This window comes from Algoriphagus sp. NF, assembly GCF_028823735.1.
Taxonomy (GTDB): Bacteria; Bacteroidota; Bacteroidia; order Cytophagales; family Cyclobacteriaceae; genus Algoriphagus; species Algoriphagus marincola.
Genome location: NZ_JAPEIB010000011.1, coordinates 14,351 through 31,931, shown reverse-complemented (window position 1 = coordinate 31,931; position 17,581 = coordinate 14,351). Strand labels below are relative to the sequence as shown.

19 protein-coding genes are annotated in these 17,581 nt (G+C 42.6%); 13 read left to right on the top strand and 6 right to left on the bottom strand.

Annotated features, from left to right (window positions below):
* The first annotated feature begins 132 nt into the window (after positions 1 to 132).
* Together OU792_RS07025 and OU792_RS07020 are read left to right on the top strand one after the other, a co-directional pair.
* Positions 133 to 879, top strand: a complete 747-nt coding sequence (locus OU792_RS07025) for an MBL fold metallo-hydrolase (RefSeq protein WP_274669829.1) — start codon at positions 133 to 135, stop codon at positions 877 to 879.
* Between the two features lie 20 nt (positions 880 to 899).
* Positions 900 to 1,337, top strand: a complete 438-nt coding sequence (locus OU792_RS07020) for a DUF2214 family protein (protein WP_274669828.1) — start codon at positions 900 to 902, stop codon at positions 1,335 to 1,337.
* On the opposite strand, the gene OU792_RS07015 is transcribed toward OU792_RS07020, so the two are convergent.
* The 4 genes from OU792_RS07015 to OU792_RS07000 form a co-directional block, all read right to left on the bottom strand.
* Positions 1,334 to 2,425 (bottom strand): 6-phosphofructokinase, encoded by a 1,092-nt coding sequence (locus tag OU792_RS07015; RefSeq protein ID WP_274669827.1) that lies wholly within the window; start codon positions 2,423 to 2,425, stop codon positions 1,334 to 1,336. The two genes, OU792_RS07020 and OU792_RS07015, sit on opposite strands and share 4 nt — an antisense overlap.
* Before the next feature lie 199 nt (positions 2,426 to 2,624).
* The gene (locus OU792_RS07010) at positions 2,625 to 3,467 is read right to left on the bottom strand and encodes an MBL fold metallo-hydrolase (RefSeq protein WP_134202830.1); all 843 of its coding nucleotides are present in this window, start codon (positions 3,465 to 3,467) and stop codon (positions 2,625 to 2,627) included.
* Positions 3,464 to 3,856: a PAS domain-containing protein gene (locus tag OU792_RS07005; protein WP_026946877.1), complete on the bottom strand. Its 393-nt coding sequence runs from the start codon at positions 3,854 to 3,856 to the stop codon at positions 3,464 to 3,466. The genes OU792_RS07010 and OU792_RS07005 overlap by 4 nt, the downstream gene beginning before the upstream one ends.
* Positions 3,857 to 3,953: 97 nt before the next feature.
* Positions 3,954 to 5,066, bottom strand: a complete 1,113-nt coding sequence (locus OU792_RS07000; RefSeq protein WP_274669826.1) for a trans-sulfuration enzyme family protein — start codon at positions 5,064 to 5,066, stop codon at positions 3,954 to 3,956.
* Between the two features lie 138 nt (positions 5,067 to 5,204).
* Between OU792_RS07000 and OU792_RS06995 the strand changes: the two genes are divergently transcribed.
* Genes OU792_RS06995 through OU792_RS06985 form a run of 3 tightly spaced genes read left to right on the top strand, consistent with a single transcriptional unit; the run spans position 5,205 to position 7,206 of the window.
* Positions 5,205 to 5,735, top strand: a complete 531-nt coding sequence (locus OU792_RS06995; RefSeq protein ID WP_274669825.1) for an RNA polymerase sigma factor — start codon at positions 5,205 to 5,207, stop codon at positions 5,733 to 5,735.
* On the top strand, positions 5,732 to 6,424 hold the full coding sequence (locus tag OU792_RS06990; protein WP_274669824.1) for a hypothetical protein: 693 nt from the start codon (positions 5,732 to 5,734) through the stop codon (positions 6,422 to 6,424). Before OU792_RS06995 ends, OU792_RS06990 begins: the two co-directional genes overlap by 4 nt.
* Positions 6,425 to 6,447: 23 nt before the next feature.
* Positions 6,448 to 7,206: a hypothetical protein gene (locus OU792_RS06985; RefSeq protein ID WP_274669823.1), complete on the top strand. Its 759-nt coding sequence runs from the start codon at positions 6,448 to 6,450 to the stop codon at positions 7,204 to 7,206.
* A gap of 44 nt (positions 7,207 to 7,250) precedes the next feature.
* On the opposite strand, the gene OU792_RS06980 is transcribed toward OU792_RS06985, so the two are convergent.
* Complete coding sequence (locus OU792_RS06980; RefSeq protein ID WP_274669822.1) at positions 7,251 to 7,733, bottom strand: DUF4293 domain-containing protein; 483 nt, start codon at positions 7,731 to 7,733, stop codon at positions 7,251 to 7,253.
* 101 nt (positions 7,734 to 7,834) lie between these two features.
* Between OU792_RS06980 and truA the strand changes: the two genes are divergently transcribed.
* The 7 genes from truA (at position 7,835) to OU792_RS06945 (ending at position 14,400) form a co-directional block, all read left to right on the top strand.
* Positions 7,835 to 8,593 (top strand): tRNA pseudouridine(38-40) synthase TruA, encoded by a 759-nt coding sequence (truA, locus tag OU792_RS06975; protein ID WP_274669821.1) that lies wholly within the window; start codon positions 7,835 to 7,837, stop codon positions 8,591 to 8,593.
* A gap of 6 nt (positions 8,594 to 8,599) precedes the next feature.
* Complete coding sequence (locus tag OU792_RS06970; RefSeq protein WP_026946870.1) at positions 8,600 to 10,372, top strand: ABC transporter ATP-binding protein; 1,773 nt, start codon at positions 8,600 to 8,602, stop codon at positions 10,370 to 10,372.
* Between the two features lie 43 nt (positions 10,373 to 10,415).
* The gene (locus tag OU792_RS06965) at positions 10,416 to 10,997 is read left to right on the top strand and encodes a hypothetical protein (RefSeq protein WP_222585032.1); all 582 of its coding nucleotides are present in this window, start codon (positions 10,416 to 10,418) and stop codon (positions 10,995 to 10,997) included.
* A gap of 3 nt (positions 10,998 to 11,000) precedes the next feature.
* Entirely contained in the window at positions 11,001 to 11,522 is a 522-nt protein-coding gene (locus OU792_RS06960) for a hypothetical protein (protein ID WP_222585033.1), read from the top strand.
* A 159-nt stretch (positions 11,523 to 11,681) separates the two neighbouring features.
* Positions 11,682 to 12,230, top strand: a complete 549-nt coding sequence (locus tag OU792_RS06955) for a hypothetical protein (RefSeq protein WP_274669820.1) — start codon at positions 11,682 to 11,684, stop codon at positions 12,228 to 12,230.
* A gap of 112 nt (positions 12,231 to 12,342) precedes the next feature.
* On the top strand, positions 12,343 to 13,368 hold the full coding sequence (hemE, locus tag OU792_RS06950; RefSeq protein ID WP_274669819.1) for a uroporphyrinogen decarboxylase: 1,026 nt from the start codon (positions 12,343 to 12,345) through the stop codon (positions 13,366 to 13,368).
* Between the two features lie 291 nt (positions 13,369 to 13,659).
* Positions 13,660 to 14,400, top strand: coding sequence for a DUF6733 family protein (locus OU792_RS06945; protein WP_274669818.1), 741 nt, complete (start codon positions 13,660 to 13,662; stop codon positions 14,398 to 14,400).
* A 49-nt stretch (positions 14,401 to 14,449) separates the two neighbouring features.
* Here OU792_RS06945 and OU792_RS06940 read toward each other — a convergent pair whose 3' ends face one another.
* Positions 14,450 to 15,247: an MOSC domain-containing protein gene (locus tag OU792_RS06940; RefSeq protein ID WP_274669817.1), complete on the bottom strand. Its 798-nt coding sequence runs from the start codon at positions 15,245 to 15,247 to the stop codon at positions 14,450 to 14,452.
* Between the two features lie 401 nt (positions 15,248 to 15,648).
* On the opposite strand from OU792_RS06940, the gene dnaK reads away from it, so the two are divergent.
* Positions 15,649 to 17,565, top strand: coding sequence for a molecular chaperone DnaK (gene dnaK / locus OU792_RS06935; RefSeq protein WP_026946863.1), 1,917 nt, complete (start codon positions 15,649 to 15,651; stop codon positions 17,563 to 17,565).
* Positions 17,566 to 17,581: the final 16 nt, after the last annotated feature.

Here is a 17,581-nt window from a genome sequence, read left to right as displayed (position 1 = left end):
TCTGACTCTTTTTTTTCTAAATTAACCAAAGTGAACTTCATGTCCATTTGAAAAAATCATTAAACCTTGAGTCGCTGGAAAGGTTGTTTTCTCATGATACGAATCAAATCTTACATTAAATCCAAAATTGAAATGATAAAGAAAGCTCTCGCACTGTTTTTAATAGTTTTTTCATTTTATGCACAAGGTCAAGACATCGTCAAAACTGATCGATCCCAAGTAAAAATCAATCCAATTTTGCATGGTTCGTTGGCTCTAGAATATAATGATCTGACCATCTTCGTTGATCCTTACGGTGGAGCGGAGCGATTTGAGTCTTTTGGTCCCGCCGATCTGGTATTGATCACAGATATCCATGGTGATCACCTCAATCAGGAAACCCTGGATGGTCTAGATCTTTCTCAAGCTACTATAGTTGCCCCGCAGGCAGTCGCGGCGCAACTTCCTGCTGAGAAATATAAAAGTATCGTAGTGATCGGGAATGGAGAGATGAAAAGCATTTTGGGACATAATGTGGAAGCTATTCCCATGTACAATCTACCAGAGACAGCCGATAGCCGCCATCCAAAAGGACGAGGCAATGGCTATATTGTAGAGCTAGATGGCAAAAAATTCTATTTCTCAGGAGATACAGAGGATATTCCCGAAATGAGAGCTTTGGAAGGGATCGATGTTGCCTTTGTATGCATGAACCTTCCTTACACCATGGATGTGGATCAGGCTGCTAGTGCCGTATCGGACTTTAAGCCCAAAGTCGTTTATCCTTACCATTATCGGGGTACAGGAGGTCTGGCAGATGTTGAGAAGTTTAGATCTCTTGTCAATTCGACTGCCCCTGGAGTAGATGTAAGATTGAGAAATTGGTATCCAGAGAATTAAATTACACCGAACTAACTCTGATGGAAATCCTGCTCCGCTACCTCCACTTCATCTCCGTCATCACCCTTTCAGGAACTTTGATTGCTGAGTTTTTTCTTTTGAAGAGTTCTTTAGAGAAAAAAGAGATTCGTCTACTAGGCCAAATTGATGCAGTCTATGGCATTTCTGCTCTGATTCTGCTAGGTGTAGGCCTGACGCTTTGGCTTGGCGGATATGGAAAACCAACTGAGTTCTACAGCGAAAATCCAACATTCCACCTTAAGCTTGGCCTGTTTGTATTGATCGGCCTGATTTCAATTTACCCGACAGTTTTTTTCATCAAGCAAGGAAAAGGAGATGCCACTGAAATCGTAAAAATCCCATCCTTGGTTCATTGGTCTTTGAGAGCAGAGCTAATTCTGCTGGCATTAATCCCACTTTTTGCTGGGCTAATGGCAAAAGGAATCAGAATATTCTAATCCCCAAAACACATCCCCATTCCTTTGGCTGCCTGAACCAAAGTACCGGATGGATCTACCACATTGTAGGTACTAATCGCTTCCTTGATCGGAGCTGAGGAAAAGTCATTATTTCGAAGCACGACCAATTGACCGAATTTTCTATCCAAAACCAATTCCATCGCTTTCACTCCAAAAACAGAGGCTATCACTCTGTCAAAAGCGACTGGAGTACCTCCACGCTGGATATGCCCAAGAATCGTCTCACGGATATCTGCTTCCAAGCCCGCATCTTTGAGTTGCTGACTGAGTGTAAAAGCAACTCCACCTAATTTTACTGCCTGCCGTCCTTCCTCTCCTTTCGAGGAGGTAATCGTCCCATCTTTGGCATACGCGCCTTCTGCGATGACAATATTGACAAATCCACGCCCATCATCATAGCGGGACTTGATTCGATCAATTACCTTTTCTAAGTCGTACGGAATCTCCGGTATGAGGCAAATCTCAGCTCCTCCGGAAAGTGCAGTATAGAGGGAAATCCAACCAGCGTTTCGACCCATCACTTCCATAATCATCACCCGATGATGACTTGCAGCCGTAGTCACCAACCGATCCAAAGAATCCGAGGCTACCTGTACAGCTGTCTGAAAACCAAAAGTAAAATCAGTGGAAGACAGATCATTATCAATCGTCTTTGGCACGCCTACTACTGGTATACCTTGCTCAAATAGCGCTTGGGAAATTTCCTGTGAACCATCTCCTCCAATATTAATTACAGCATCAAACCCTTGATTTTTGATTTTCTGAATTAATAAAGGCAAGCGATTCTCAATTTCAATCGTTCCGTCTGCTTTTTTGACTGGAAATCGCATAGGATTCCCTTTGTTGGTAGTGCCGATTAGGGTGCCACCTTGTACATGGATTCCAGCGGTATTGGATTCATTTAGCTGCATCAACCTCGGAGGATCTTCCATCAGCCCGTTGAAAGCCTCAAAACTTCCCCAAACCTGCCATTCACCAGTCTTTGCTGCTCTTTTGGTAATTCCTCGGATCACTGCATTCAGTCCCGGACAGTCTCCACCGCCGGTCGTAATCAATACCTTTTTCATGTGTTTGTAATTTCCTTTTTAATTGTCACATAGCTTGTCCCGAACTTGATTCGGGAGAATCTCGCAATTATAGTCATCTCTCTGTGTGACGGGTACGACATGCTCGATTTCATATTCTTGTAGTAATAGGTTTCTCTTGCAAAAAGAAGAAATCAAGAGTAAAAACCAACTTAAAGCTCCATCAATAAGGTACAAAAGCTCAAGTACCAAAAATATACTCAGCACCCTCACGACACATCTCCACCGAAAAATCGAGTTCCTTCCCAGCTAGCCTTTCAGCGAGAATCTCATCCAACCGGGAGTCTGTATTGTTGGGTTCATGATGAAAAATCCCCAAATGCTTCACTTTACACATGCTTGCAAACTCAATGGTATCCTGAACAGCACTATGCCCCCAACCAGCTTTCTCCTCATACTCAGCTATGGTGTAGGCACCGTCATGAAGCAACAAGTCTGCTTTTTTGGCGATTTCATACCCACTGGTCCATTCTGGATCATTTGGAAAATCGTTTGACCCCAAGCGTACCTCATGGTCAGGAATGTAAGCCAAGACAGTATCCCCATGACTAATTCTAAAACCTAAAGTAGGCCCTGGATGACAGACAAATTCTGAATGAATAGTAAAACTCCCAATTTGGATTTGGTCGTCAGAAAGCTCGTGAATAATGGGATGATTGGGTAAATCTCCCAATCTCACTGGGAAAAGCGGCGGTGAAAAGTATTTTCGAAGTCTTTGGAGAAGTGGAGTATCAGAGGTACTTGGCCCCCATAAATGCACCTCGACGTTTGGATTGTACAAAGGCAGAAAGAAACCTAGCCCCATAGTATGATCAATATGTAAATGGGAAAGAAAAATATGAATCTGCCGAACATCTTGATCTAAAAACCTCCCTAATCGCTGAATACCTGATCCCGCATCTAAAACCAAACAAGTCTCTCCATCCGAAACCTGCACACAGGATGTATTCCCTCCGTAAAAATTATTCTCTGGGCCTGGCGCAGGAAGGGAACCACGACAACCCCAGATTTTGACTTTCATCATTCATCAAGGGTCCAAAAGATTGCCATTGCTCCTAGAAAGCGGTCAGGTCTTGCGATAATGGGAAATGCGGTGACTTGAATATGTTCATCTCTCCCCTGCATATTCTTAATAAAGAAGCTACCAGAAGTAGGTTTTTTGGTTTGAAGTGTTTGCACAAGCGGAAGACCTTCAGGGGAGATGAGTTCTCCTTTTTCATTGTATGGAGTAAAAATGGTAGCCCATTCTTCTACCCGCATTCCTCCTGTCTCACCAAATTTCAACCCAAAAACAGTCTCGGCCGATTCATTGTAAAACAATAAATTCCCTTCCGTATCAACAAGAAAAGCAGGTAAGGAAATCGTATCAATGAATTGTCGACCCAAAATCAACTCCAAAGGTTGTGCTGGCATATCAGTAGAACATTGTCCAAAATCAATTAAAAGTTAATAAAATTCTTGAAATAATTATTTTATAATTAAAAAACTCTATGAATTAGATTAAGTCGATTCAATTAATTTTAGAAAAAGCCTGATCTAAATCCTCCAATAGATCGTCCGTATGCTCCAAGCCAACTGAAACCCGAATCAGATTCGGAGGTGTGAGTGTATCAGGTCCCTCCACCGCTGCTCTTCGTTCGATAAGACTCTCTATTCCACCTAAGCTTGTTGCGTTTGCAAAGAGTTTTAACTCGGAAATCAATTTATCCGCAGCCTCAGCACCTCCTTTGACCTGAAAGGAAACTACCCCTCCAAAACCGCTCATTTGAGAAGCGGCTATCTCATGTCCGGGGTGACTTTTTAGGCCTGGATAGAAAACTTTTTCCACTTTCGGATTTACCAGAAAGTAATCCGCCAATACCATTGCATGCTCGGCATGTCCTTTCATCCGGTAGGCCAAGGATCGAATGCTCCGAGCCAACCAATAGCAGTCACTGGCAGAAGGCACAGCCCCTCCTACTCGTTGAATGGTTCTGATTTTTGTCCAAAAATCATTTTGCTCTTTGGTCACCAAAGCTCCTCCAAGGATATCACTATGCCCTCCAAAATACTTGGTACTACTATGCATGACGATATCTGCTCCAAGCAAGAGTGGATTTTGGAAAACAGGAGTCGCAAAAGTATTATCACAAGCCAAAATCGCTTGATGCTCATGAGCGATTTCTGCAATTTTTCGGATATCACTGATCTTCAATAAGGGGTTAGAAGGAGTTTCCACCCAAATAAGTCTAGTATTTGGTTGCAGTGCAGCCTTGATAGCTTCGAGATCGCTCATATCTACAAAACTGACTGTGTGAATTCCCTTGAAAAGCTTGGTCATGGAATTATGTAGCCCATGATACATATCATCCGGTGCGATGATATGTGAGCCAGGCTCGAGTGCCTGAAACACGGCAGTTCCGGCAGCATTTCCTGAGGAGAAAGCCACCGCATCAGCACCCTGCTCTAGGGAGGCAATCAATTCTTCGAGAGATAGTCGGTTCGGATTCCCTGCTCTCGTGTAAAGTAAACCTGCTTCATTTCCGTGCTCAAAGGTTGTACTTAGGGTTATTGGCTGTACCACGGAGCCAGAATTATCAGTCACATGGTTACCTTTATGGATGGCGCGAGTTTCGAATTTCATATCTAGGTATTTCTGGAAATTTAAGAAAACCATTTGGAATGAAAACAGGAGAAAAGACACACAGTATTTAATATTTTTTCTTAGAGCCTTTCCAACCTTTCCGCTCCGAGCTGACTCTTTAAGTTAGAAAAAGCAAAAATGAACCAAATCCAACTAGATTCTGAATTGATTGAGCGGGTGATTTCTCAAGAGAGAAAAGCTCAATTTCAGCTCTTTGAGCTCACAAAAAGGATGGTTTATTCGCTCGCTTTTCGAATGCTGAATGATGAGGAACTAGCGCATGATGTACTTCAGGACACTTACATCGAAGTCTTCCAACAAATACGAAACTTGAAGCATCCGGAAGCTTTGATTTCTTGGATGAAAACGATCGCAGCAAGAAAGTCCATCAAGGCTGGAAAAAGGCAGTTCGAATTTGATCAGCTGGACCAGCATCATGATCCTGTAGACAATCAATTCGATTCTTGGTTTGATGGGGAACTTTTAGATCAAGCGATCAGAGCATTACCTCCGGGAGCTCGGGCAGTATTTATGTTGACAGCGGTGGAAGGTTACTCTCACAAGGAAGCAGCAAACCTTCTTGGAATCTCAGATAGCACTTCCAAATCTCAATTGAACTATGCAAAGAAGCTGCTGAAAACTCGAATTCAAACCTTACTCCGGGCATGAAAAATCTACCAGAACACGAACCAAAGGACAACAGCTGGGAAAGAATCATGCAAAAGAAAGATTTTGATTCTCAGTTGAGTAAAAATCTAGACGAACTTCCCTCCTATGCTCCCTCTGACATGGCTTGGGATAAGATTGAAGAAAAGCTGGACGGACAAAAGAGACTTTTCCCTTGGAGAACATTCATGATTGCAGCCTCGCTTGCCGCACTATTCCTTTTGGCTTTCTTCCTAGTCAGGCAAGAAACTGTTCAGTTTGAACCTCCACAGCCAATTGCTGAAACAATTCCTGAAAGACAAGTGCCAGAAACCGACACTGCTCAACAGACAAAACCAATAGATCAGAATCAAATCCTTTCTGATTCAAATGAAAAAGAATCAGTCCCTGAAATAATTACCCAATCATCGAGGAGAAGAGAATTTATCCCCAAAATTTCTTCTAGACCGCCCATTTTAATTAGGGATGAACTGACTGTAAAAGGAATGGATTTGGAAGCAAGGGAAAAATATATCCCCATCGCTGAAACCAAGGACGAAACTTACCATTCGGTCGCCATTTCCTGGGGTCTTGATAAAATCAAGTTCCAGGTAAAAACAAATTTTGGAGCTCAAGATCCACTATTGCTAGAATCCTCCAAAACTGAGAAACGGGATTATCAAGCCCGAATCAGACTTACCCGGAAAAAGTAAACTAGACTAAACGAACTATCAAAATGAAACGACTCCTACTTATCGCGTTATTCCTATGCCTTTCTGGCTCTATCGGCTTTGCCCAAGAACTGCAAAACAAACTCCCAAAAAACCATCAAGCATGGGCGGACAGAAGCTTTCCAATCACCGATACCATGGCTTTTGATTTCCCTAATGAAGGAAAGCTTCTCTTCCTTTTTAATCGAGAAGAATTTACGCCCGAAATGCTAGAGGAAGAGTTTCGACCTTTGCTGGAGCAGGCCACCCAATTTCCTGCTTTTGAAACCCATGTTTATAGACTATGCCAAAATTTTTCACCAACTAGCTTAAATCGAGTAAAAAAGGATGTTGAAAAAAAATACTCGAAATGGCTCACTTCAATTGAATTAGGCTTTCCAGTAGGTTTGGATTTTACAGCGGGAAAATTTACGCCCGAGATCGGATTTCAGGCAGCATTAAGCCTGCCCGGATTTCAAATAGGCGGTTCTATCACCAATACAGTTTATTTCCCGGAATCAGAGTCTGGATTTTCGGTCAACAGCAACTGGTTTGTCAACGCCGAATACCATTGGAAACCGGGAAGCCTATACGCCAACCAACATCAAACCATACAGGTTGGATATTTACTCAATAACTCCAACAGTCAGCTTTTTGAAGGGACTACGATGAGAGCTACTTATAAGCAGACCTTAAGTAGACATATGAGTGTACAGGCCGGAATAGTTGGCACAAAAAATCTAACCACCTTTTATCCAGTAGTGGGATTCAGAATCAGATTCTAGAACCTTAAAAAACAAAAAGAGCCGTTTCTGGCTCTTTTATTTTTTTATCTAATTCGATCAACCGACCTGACCAAAGCTTCATCCTTACGGATAAAACGATTAGCCAGCATATTGAAGACCATCGCTGCCAAGACTACCCAAAAACCCAACTGATAAGTGCCGGATGAAGTAGCATTGATGGCAGAATTAATTCCATTAGTCGTCAGAAATACTGCTACAACCAAGCCAACCATCACTAGGCTATTGATCATATTAAAAAGCATCTGCCGAGTGCGATTTTTATACTGAAAAATAGAAATTAAGGCCATCAGACCTGCAAAAGCAGCCAAAGTCGCAATATACCACTTGGATGACTCCTGAATTACCTCACCTGAGGAGTCTAGATTGCTAAGCATAAATGCTGACAATTGCCAGGAATCATTGGTACCTGAACCCGTCTCTGTTTGCACCCAAAGGGTGGAGCCGATGGTAATGCCCATACAGATGACTACTAGGAAAAGAAATATGGTTTGAACGCGTTGGATCATTTTATCAATTTTTTGGCAAAGAAAAGGCCAATTCCCCGCTTTCACAAGGATTGAATAAATCTGATATCAGGAATCCTTACGGAATTGTATCTTTGCGGGATATGAGTCAAAAAAAGCGTTATTTTCTGGAATTAAGCTACCATGGCAAACCCTTTCATGGCTGGCAGATACAGAAAAATGCCTTTTCCGTCCAGGAATCAATTGAATCGGCACTTTCCACTTTCTTTCAAAAACCCACCACCATCATGGGTAGCGGGAGAACGGACACGGGAGTACATGCAAGTCATCAAGTCTGTCATTTTGACTGCGATATGGCGTTTGAGCCTGAAAGATTGCTGAAAGCGCTGAATGGAATCTTACCAAAAGAAATAGCCATTAAACGGATTCGAGAGGTAGAAAAAGATGCCAATGCCCGCTTTGATGCAATCGAACGTTCCTATTTCTACCGAATTATATTTCAAAAAAGTCCTTTTCAGGATGAGTTAGCCTGGACTCTTTTTACCAATCCAGATTTAGAAAAAATGAATCTAGGGGCTAATTTTCTTTTGGGGGAGCAAGACTTCGAGGCTTTTAGTAAGGTTCATACGGAAGTCAATCACTTCCGTTGTCAAATAAAGAAGGCCTATTGGGAACAAAAAGACGGGGAATTGTTATTCCATATAACCGCTAATCGATTTTTGCGTGGGATGGTACGGGCAATTGTCGGAACTTTGGTGGATATTGGTCTCGGAAAGCGACTTCCAGAGGATATGCCAAAAATCATAGCTTCCAAGGACAGAGCACAAGCAGGTAAAGCTGCACCCGCAAAAGGTTTGTTTTTGTGCAAAGTCATTTATCCCGAGAGCATTTATTTAGATTAAGAAATCTTGAGCTTAGAAAAAGAAAAAACTTCTTCCGGAGAAATTTTAGACACCAAAGTCCTGAAGCAATTGTACCGCTATGTACAGCCCTACAAGTTTCAGTTTTACCTGCTGGTGTTTTTGACCATTTCCTTGGCTTTGTTGGCTCCGACTCGCCCCTATTTCATCCAGGTAGCGATTGATGATTATGTGGCCATTGGGGACAGTGCTGGGCTGGTCCGGATGATCTATATCCTAGTAGGCCTGATGATTTTGCAGGCGATCGTGCAATGGGCCCATACTTTTTATTCAGGCTGGATCGGTCAGGTCATTATCAGAGACCTACGAGTCAAACTCTTCAATCACTTACTGAAACTCAAGTTGAAGTTTTTTGACAATACACCCATTGGAAGGCTGGTTACCCGAAACGTCTCCGATATCGAAACATTGGCAGATGTTTTCAGCGAAGGCCTTGCAGCGATTATCGGTGACTTACTACAGCTTGTGACCATTTTGGGTGTGATGTTTTACATCGACTGGAAGCTCACCTTGGTCAGTTTGTGTACTTTACCGCTGATGATTATTTCGACTTACATCTTCAAAGAGAAAATCAAAGTCACCTTCAACGATGTCCGAAACGCAGTATCTAACCTCAATTCCTTCCTTCAGGAGCACATTACCGGGATGAATATTGTGCAAATTTTCAATCGAGAGGAACGGGAATTTGACAAATTCAAAGAAATCAATCGAGAGCATCGAACGGCACATATTCGATCGGTATTATATTATTCTATTTATTTCCCTGTAGCAGAGATCATCCAAGCAATCGGCATCGGCCTGGTAGTTTGGTACGGAGCAGTTGGAGTTTTAGGGATGGAATTACAAGTAGGAGTATTGATCTCTTTCATCATGTATCTTCAGCTTTTCTTCCGCCCCATTCGGATGATTGCAGATCGATTCAACACCCTGCAAATGGGAGTGGTCAGTTCATCTAGGATATTTAAGCTGTTGGACAGTGACGAGTATATTGCCAATGAAGGTGATTTCAAGCCAGAAAAAGTCAAGGGAAATATCCAATTTCAGGACCTTTGGTTTGCCTATGTGGATGAGGACTACGTTTTGAAAAACATCAATTTTGAGGTAAAAAGCGGACAAACTGTTGCTTTGGTTGGTGCCACTGGCGCTGGAAAGTCTTCCGTCATCAATTTGCTTTCACGCTTCTATGAAATCAATAAGGGAGCCATTACTATCGATGGGACTGATATCCGGGATTTTGAATTGGGCACCCTTCGCAAGCACATTGGGGTAGTACTACAAGATGTTTTCCTTTTTTCCAATACCATTTACTACAATATCACCCTTGGCAATCCAAAAATCACGCGTGAGCAAGTCATGGAAGCAGCAGAAATGGTGGGAGCCCGAAAATTCATTGAAAGACTTCCCGGAGGATTAGACTACAATGTGATGGAACGTGGAGCAACCCTCTCTGTTGGTCAGCGCCAATTAATTTCCTTCGTAAGAGCCATGGTGTACAATCCGGAGATCATAATCCTGGATGAGGCGACCAGCTCCGTTGATACTGAAACTGAAGAGTTGATCCAGGAATCTATCGAAAAAATGATGAAAGGCCGAACCTCCATCGTAATCGCTCACCGACTTTCTACCATCCAAAAAGCTGATCAAATTATTGTTTTGCACAAAGGAGAGATCATGGAGCAGGGTAGGCATGACGAACTTCTGGAAAAAGGAGGATACTACACCCAATTGCATCAAATGCAACTTAAAAGCATGGCAATCTAGCCTGGAATTTGCTTAAATCATCAAAACCAACTATTCATTCATCGTGAGAAACAAATTACTATTGCTTCTTTTTATGCTCCCATTTGCCTCTCTAGCCCAAGAAAGGGGAGCCGGTATCAGACTGGGCGAACCTTTTTCACTGACCTACAAAGATTTCTTTGACGACTATTGGTCTTGGGAAGTCATGCTTGGAAGTGGCGGTGTGAATGGCCCGAGCTACTATCAGCGGGATTTTGAAAACAATCCACCGAACTCCAATTCATTCTACATCGGTCATTCTACCCGTAAAGGCGCCTCTATCCATGGTCGGGTAGCCTATCACGAAGATATCACCGATGCCTTTGACATTACCCAAGGCTATTTGCTAGGATATGGAGGAGCGGGAGTTCAGATACGTACCACTCAAGTCAATTATACCTACAATGTAGGTGATGGAAACGGCAACATATTCTCAGAGGACAGAAGCAACATAGATTTTGGTCCTGAAGTATTTGGAGGAGCTGAATATTACTTGGATGAGTTACCAATTTCGGTTTTTGGTGAGGTGGGACTTTTTGTAGAGCTACTGGACCGTGTCGGCCACATCAAATTCCAAGGCGGGATCGGGGTCCGTTATTTATTCTAAATTATGCAAAAGAGAATAGCGATCTTGGCTGTGGTGATATTTCTCCTCATCGTAGGAGGATATATTGCATTCACATCTTTGGGAGGAAACACACCTATCGAGGTCAGCCTTGTAAATCGATCTCCAGAACCGCTCTCGGGGATTTATTATGTAGGCACTCCGCAGAACCCAGAACTCCAAAACGTTTTCGGAAAAATTGAGGCAGAAAAATCCTTAAGACCGGGAAGTTTTCTCCATACAATCTATGAAGTAGAACCTGCAGGCAAATTGGACACGATGCGAGTTTTTGTGGGACTGAATCAGCTGCTTTCAGGAGATGATATCCAAGAACGAGTATTCTCTGAAAAGAGCTATTTACTCGCCAAAATCAAAGCCAATAAATGGGTAATGCCAGGTCCAGAAAAAGTCAAAGAAAAACTTTGGGCTTTTGCCGACTCAGCAAATCTTGAACTATCAGAATTTTTTATCGATAAGATAGTCTCTGAAAATGAGGTACATGTAATTGCCCCGATTAAGAATAAATAGGTATTTACATTTATTAACAAAACCTATTTTCAAAATTTTCGTGACAAAATCTAAGAACTAAACCAAATAAAATTTTATCAAATCACGGATCACGTCTGTTTCATTACAATAATCTAAGCTGCTACGAGATTTGATAACAGTACGAAAACCACACTAAAAATGAAAAGACTACTAGCAATCTTTGGCATCGCAAGCATTTTTGCGTTCCAAGCCTGTGAAGGTCCCATGGGCCCTCCAGGACCTCCCGGACTAGATGGCCTCGATGGCCTCGATGGTGTAAATATCGTGGGAGAAACTTTTGAAGTGGAAATCACTTTCAATGAAGCAAATAACTACGGCGAAGTCTTTGATTTTACACAGCCTTTGGTTGACGGTGACGCTTTACTCGTTTACATGCTGGAGGCTTCCCCACTTGATGAAAATGTCTTTGCATGGAGATTGTTGCCTCAAACCTTCTATCTAGAACAAGGCATCCTTGTTTACAACTTTGACTACACCGTTAATGATTTCAGTATTTTCCTAGACAATTCCCCTATTGATTTCTCTAGTCTGGACCCTTACTATACTGACAATCTACTATTTCGAGTGGTAGTCATCCCATCAGACCTTCAGTCAAGAATTGATTATACCGATTACGAGGCTGTAATGAAGATGCTAGGTATTGAGGAAGATGATTTTGTGAAGCTCTCCCCAAAAGTCAAACAATAAGAAATACTAAACCAACTCCTACCACAAACAGGATTGAAGCCATGCTCTAATCCTGTTTTTTTTATGTCCAAAATTTTAAAGGCAAAACGCATTTGCTTCCTATCTTTGCCCTATGCAATTTCAAAATGATCTGCTGCTCCGGGCAGCCAAAGGCGAAAAAGTAGAACGAACACCCGTATGGCTTATGCGACAGGCAGGAAGAATCCTACCTGAGTATCGAGCAGTCCGAGAATCCGTTTCGGGTTTTATAGAATTGGCTCAGACACCTGAGTTGGCGGCGGAGGTTACTATTCAGCCAGTGGATCTACTGGGGGTGGATGCAGCGATTATTTTTTCAGACATTTTGGTGATTCCCGAGGCCATGGGTTTGCCATACGAGATGGTAGAAAAAAGAGGCCCTTGGTTCCCAAATACCGTAAGCTCTGCAGCAGACTTAAAAAATCTTCGGGTAGCAGATGGTGCCAATGACCTCAGTTACGTGATCAAGGCGATCGAAATCACCAAAAAAGAATTGAATGGACGGGTTCCACTCATCGGATTTGCTGGAGCACCATGGACCATTTTTGCCTACATGGTGGAAGGCAGTGGAAGCAAAACTTTCTCTAAGGCTCGGGCCATGCTGTACCGAGAGCCGAAGCTTTCCCATCAACTACTTCAGATGATCACGGACAGCACCATCAATTACTTGAAAGCTCAAATCAAAGCGGGTGCTGACCTTATCCAGATTTTTGATAGCTGGGCGGGAATCTTGGGACCAGAGCAATACGATGAATTTTCTCTCCAATACATCGCCCAAATCTGTGACGCGATACAAAAAGTTCCCAAAACCGTCTTTGCAAAAGGCGCATTTTTCGCTCGGGAAGCCATGGGCAAGTTGAACTGTGATACAATCGGCTTGGACTGGAATATGGGCATAGCTGAATCCAGAAAAATGATCGGTGCAGACAAAACGCTTCAGGGAAATCTTGATCCAGCAGCACTTTACGGAAATCCCGAGCAGGTACGTAAGGCCACCCAAAATATGATGGAGCAATTCAAAGGAAGCAGACACATCGCCAATTTGGGGCATGGCGTCTATCCGGATATAGATCCTGAAATGGTCAAGGTCTTCATCCAAAGCGTCAAGGATTTCCAATAAATTTCTTTCACATATTTAATATCAAACTGTGATTTTTTAATCAGAGCGTGAACTTCTATGCTTTTTTCCATCTCGGATATTGTCTACTTACTTTTTCTCTTATTCCCAATTTAAAGGTAGAATTATTACGCTTTCCCCAATGAACTCTCAGTCTATTTGAAAAAATATTAACAAAAAGATTGATTTTTTATTTTTTGGTATATTTTTGAACCAATATTTCTCATTTTGATAATCTAAAATTAAAATGAGGGTAAAATTCAAACCTATTATATTATCTAAACCTATCAAATCATGAAAAATCAGTTTAAAATGAAACTGAAAGTATTCTGTCTTATTCTGGCAGGATACTCGTTGCTGACCTATTGGAATGAAGCCGCTGCTCAGGAAGAAAAGGAATTCAACTTTAGTGCGACCTTGAACTCTGATCAATTCTTCGGGTTCTATCCTACATTTGCAGGATCCTACGGCTTTTCGGACAAAGCCAGCTTTACGTTCTACGGCATTCTTTGGTCTGGTGGTACCGGCGGGGGCTGGGGCAATTGGACTGAATTCGGTGTAGGAGCCAACTTCACAGCCACTGAAGGCCTGGATATCAATCCACAGATTGGTATTTTAGGCGGGAACTTGTTGAGTTCAGGAACAGCTGGCCCGGCAGTATTCGGTGATGGAATTGTCCCTAATTTGACAGTCAATCTCAACAAAGCAAAAACTGAAGGACAACTTTATTTTGGCTACTACGCGCCACTTCGAGATGAGACCTTCGCTGATGGTACCACACTAGCCTACATTCACTATTGGGTGAACTTTGGGTTCAAGGCCAGTGACTTCTTCTCCATCGGTGCTCACTATGAGCATTTGATCAATTCGGGCGGATCCAATGTCGCTACCTCCACGGATGTCTATCAATGGTTAGGTCCATATGTGCAATTCGCTGATCCCAAAGGCGGTCCCTTTGCGCGCTTTTCATTCGGAACAGACCTGGTCGAAGGGAATGACTCCTTCTTTAAGTTGACAACTGGATTTTCTTTCTAGGAATCATTAAGTAAAACCAAAAAAAGAGTCGATCAATTCTGGTCGACTCTTAATTTAAAATTTCGATTTTGTCCCCTATACGGACTACTCCCTCGCCTAGCGCTACCATATTTTGTCCAAAAAGCACCTTATTACCTACAGTTCGGTAGCTTGCCAAAGTTTTTAATGGCTCCTTGCTAGTTTCAGCTGTATTTTGGTTTACGGTCGTCATCACACAGCGCGCGCAAGGCTTGACTATTTGGAAAGCCACATCCCCGATTTGGATTTTTTGAAGAGAATCTTCCTGGAAAGCCTCTCCTCCGGAAAAAACAATATTTGGCCGAAATCTATCCATGGGTACGGGTTGCTCCAATCGTCGATTCAAGTCTTCCAATGACTCTTGACCGATTAATAAATAAGGCATTCCATCCGCAAAACTGACCGCTTCTGCATTGACAGCATATTTGGGACTCACTGCTCTTCTGGTAGATTCAGGCATGATTACCAGCCTAACTTCTTTATCTAAAAATTCCGAAAACCATTGATCATATTGCTCGGCAAGTAACTTAGCTTTCATCGTATCATCCCAGACTACTACAGAAACTTCTTCCCCCGGCGCCAAAGCATAGGGAATAAGAATGGAGTCATGTTGACGCTTCTTTTGATAGACCAAAAGTCCCTCAGGGGTGAGTTCCACTCCAAGTAGAGCAAGCTTAGGATAGGTTCTTTGCGATACAAAAAGCCCTTCTGAATCGATCAGCATCCACCTCCGGTCATATTTAAACCCCTTTTCTTCAACCTCAGCTTGATCCAAGCGGATACCACCCAAGGACTTGATCGGATAGATGAAAATATCTTGCACTACCATAGAATTCTAGCTATTTATTCCTACCCTGAAAGATAGCGGGAAGTTTGGAGAAACTTCAATAAAACCACTGGAAGAGAAACAAGACAAGACCAGTCCTGTAAACCAAGCTAAAACCCAACAGTACGAAGACAATCAAAAACCACCGAAGCCGATCCTGATTATTTTTATTATCAAAAAAACCTCTCATGACCAATAGATGCAGTCTAGATCATCAAAGTTGCATCGAAGAAAGAAAAAATCTGTCAGGAAAAATCAGCCACTGTGCCAATATGCAGGAAAAGTCAGGAATCCACCCACATAAAATCTGACATTGTGACACAAAAATCTCAAAAACCCGGGATGGCATACGCATTGATTCAATGGAATTAAATCAAAAAAGCAACTAAATAAAATTTATAATCATGGGAAAAATTATAGGCATTGACTTGGGTACCACCAACTCCTGCGTAGCCGTGATGGAGGGAAATGAACCTGTAGTCATCCAAAACAGTGAAGGAAGAAGAACCACACCATCAATTGTGGCTTTTCTTGACAATGGAAATGGAGAACGAAAAGTAGGTGATCCTGCCAAGCGTCAGGCTATTACCAACCCTGCCAATACGATTTCATCTGTGAAGCGATTCATGGGTAAAAAGTTTTCTGAAGTTTCTGAAGAAAAAAAGCATGCCTCCTATAAAGTAGAGCAAGGCTCCAATGACACGGTAGCCATCAAAATCGGTGACCGTTCTTATACTCCACAGGAACTTTCTGCGATGATCCTTCAAAAAATGAAGAGCACTGCGGAAGATTTCTTGGGTCAAGAAGTGACTGAGGCGGTAATTACTGTACCGGCTTACTTTAACGATTCCGAACGTCAAGCAACAAAAGAAGCCGGACAAATTGCCGGATTGGAAGTGAAGCGTATCATCAACGAGCCAACTGCAGCAGCATTGGCATACGGGATGGACAAGAAAAATCAGGATATGAAAATCGCTGTGTATGACCTTGGTGGTGGTACATTTGATATTTCTATCCTTGAGCTAGGCGATGGAGTATTTGAAGTGAAGTCTACCAACGGTGATGTACACTTGGGCGGTGATGACTTTGATCAAGTGATCATCAACTGGCTAGCTGACGAATTCAAAGCAGAGGAGCAAATTGACTTGAGACAAGATCCAATGGCTCTTCAAAGACTGAAAGAGGCTGCAGAGAAAGCTAAAATCGAACTTTCGAGCTCTTCTTCCACTGAGATCAACTTGCCTTACATCACTGCAACTCAGACTGGTCCAAAACACTTGGTACGCAATCTTTCTAGAGCAAAGTTTGAACAGCTGTCCGAAGATTTGGTAAGAAGAAGTATGGAACCTTGTAAGAAGGCGCTTCAGGATGCTGGATTGAGTGCTTCTGATATCGATGAAGTAATCCTAGTGGGTGGTTCTACGCGAATCCCTAAAATCCAGGAAGAAGTAGAAAAATTCTTCGGAAAGAAGCCATCTAAAGGTGTAAACCCTGACGAAGTAGTAGCTATCGGAGCAGCTATCCAAGGTGGTGTCTTGACAGGTGAAGTGAAGGACGTTCTTCTCTTAGACGTGACGCCACTTTCCTTGGGTATTGAGACCATGGGTGGCGTAATGACCAAACTTATCGAAGCTAATACGACTATCCCTACCAAAAAATCTGAAGTATTCTCGACAGCTGCTGATAATCAGCCTGCAGTAGATATACACGTGCTACAAGGTGAAAGACCGCTAGCAAAGGACAACCGTACAATCGGTAGATTCCAGCTTGCTGATATTCCACCAGCGCCTCGTGGAGTACCTCAGATCGAAGTGACCTTTGATATCGATGCCAACGGTATCCTGAATGTATCTGCCAAGGACAAAGGAACAGGCAAAGAGCAAAAAATCAAGATCGAGGCATCTTCTGGACTTTCTCAGGAAGACATCGACCGAATGAAGAAAGAAGCAGAAGCAAATGCTGCAACAGATAAAGCTGAGAAAGAGAAAATCGAAAAGCTAAATCAAGCAGACAGCTTAGTGTTCCAGACAGAAAAGCAATTGAAAGAATACGGAGACAAGCTTTCCGAAGGTAACAAAACAGCTATCTCCGGAGCTTTGGATCAGTTGAAAGCAGCTCATCAAGCTCAGGATTTGGGAGCGATCGACTCTGGAATGGAAGCTCTAAACAAAGCTTGGGAAGCAGCTTCTCAGGAAATCTATAACGCAACTCAAGGTGCCGGTGCACAGCCAGGAGCTGACGCAGGTGCTGGAGCCTCTGCCGAAAGTGGAGATGGAGTTTCTGACGTAGATTACGAAGAAGTAAGCGAAGACAAAAAATAATCAAAGCTAAACCAAT

Coding starts and splice junctions, on each gene's coding strand:
- OU792_RS07025 (WP_274669829.1), top strand. CDS start 133: ATGATAAAGAAAGCTCTCGCACTGTTTTTAATAGTTTTTTCATTTTAT.
- OU792_RS07020 (WP_274669828.1), top strand. CDS start 900: ATGGAAATCCTGCTCCGCTACCTCCACTTCATCTCCGTCATCACCCTT.
- OU792_RS07015 (WP_274669827.1), bottom strand. CDS start 2,425: ATGAAAAAGGTATTGATTACGACCGGCGGTGGAGACTGTCCGGGACTG.
- OU792_RS07010 (WP_134202830.1), bottom strand. CDS start 3,467: ATGATGAAAGTCAAAATCTGGGGTTGTCGTGGTTCCCTTCCTGCGCCA.
- OU792_RS07005 (WP_026946877.1), bottom strand. CDS start 3,856: ATGCCAGCACAACCTTTGGAGTTGATTTTGGGTCGACAATTCATTGAT.
- OU792_RS07000 (WP_274669826.1), bottom strand. CDS start 5,066: ATGAAATTCGAAACTCGCGCCATCCATAAAGGTAACCATGTGACTGAT.
- OU792_RS06995 (WP_274669825.1), top strand. CDS start 5,205: ATGAACCAAATCCAACTAGATTCTGAATTGATTGAGCGGGTGATTTCT.
- OU792_RS06990 (WP_274669824.1), top strand. CDS start 5,732: ATGAAAAATCTACCAGAACACGAACCAAAGGACAACAGCTGGGAAAGA.
- OU792_RS06985 (WP_274669823.1), top strand. CDS start 6,448: ATGAAACGACTCCTACTTATCGCGTTATTCCTATGCCTTTCTGGCTCT.
- OU792_RS06980 (WP_274669822.1), bottom strand. CDS start 7,733: ATGATCCAACGCGTTCAAACCATATTTCTTTTCCTAGTAGTCATCTGT.
- truA (WP_274669821.1), top strand. CDS start 7,835: ATGAGTCAAAAAAAGCGTTATTTTCTGGAATTAAGCTACCATGGCAAA.
- OU792_RS06960 (WP_222585033.1), top strand. CDS start 11,001: ATGCAAAAGAGAATAGCGATCTTGGCTGTGGTGATATTTCTCCTCATC.
- OU792_RS06955 (WP_274669820.1), top strand. CDS start 11,682: ATGAAAAGACTACTAGCAATCTTTGGCATCGCAAGCATTTTTGCGTTC.
- hemE (WP_274669819.1), top strand. CDS start 12,343: ATGCAATTTCAAAATGATCTGCTGCTCCGGGCAGCCAAAGGCGAAAAA.
- OU792_RS06945 (WP_274669818.1), top strand. CDS start 13,660: ATGAAAAATCAGTTTAAAATGAAACTGAAAGTATTCTGTCTTATTCTG.
- OU792_RS06940 (WP_274669817.1), bottom strand. CDS start 15,247: ATGGTAGTGCAAGATATTTTCATCTATCCGATCAAGTCCTTGGGTGGT.
- dnaK (WP_026946863.1), top strand. CDS start 15,649: ATGGGAAAAATTATAGGCATTGACTTGGGTACCACCAACTCCTGCGTA.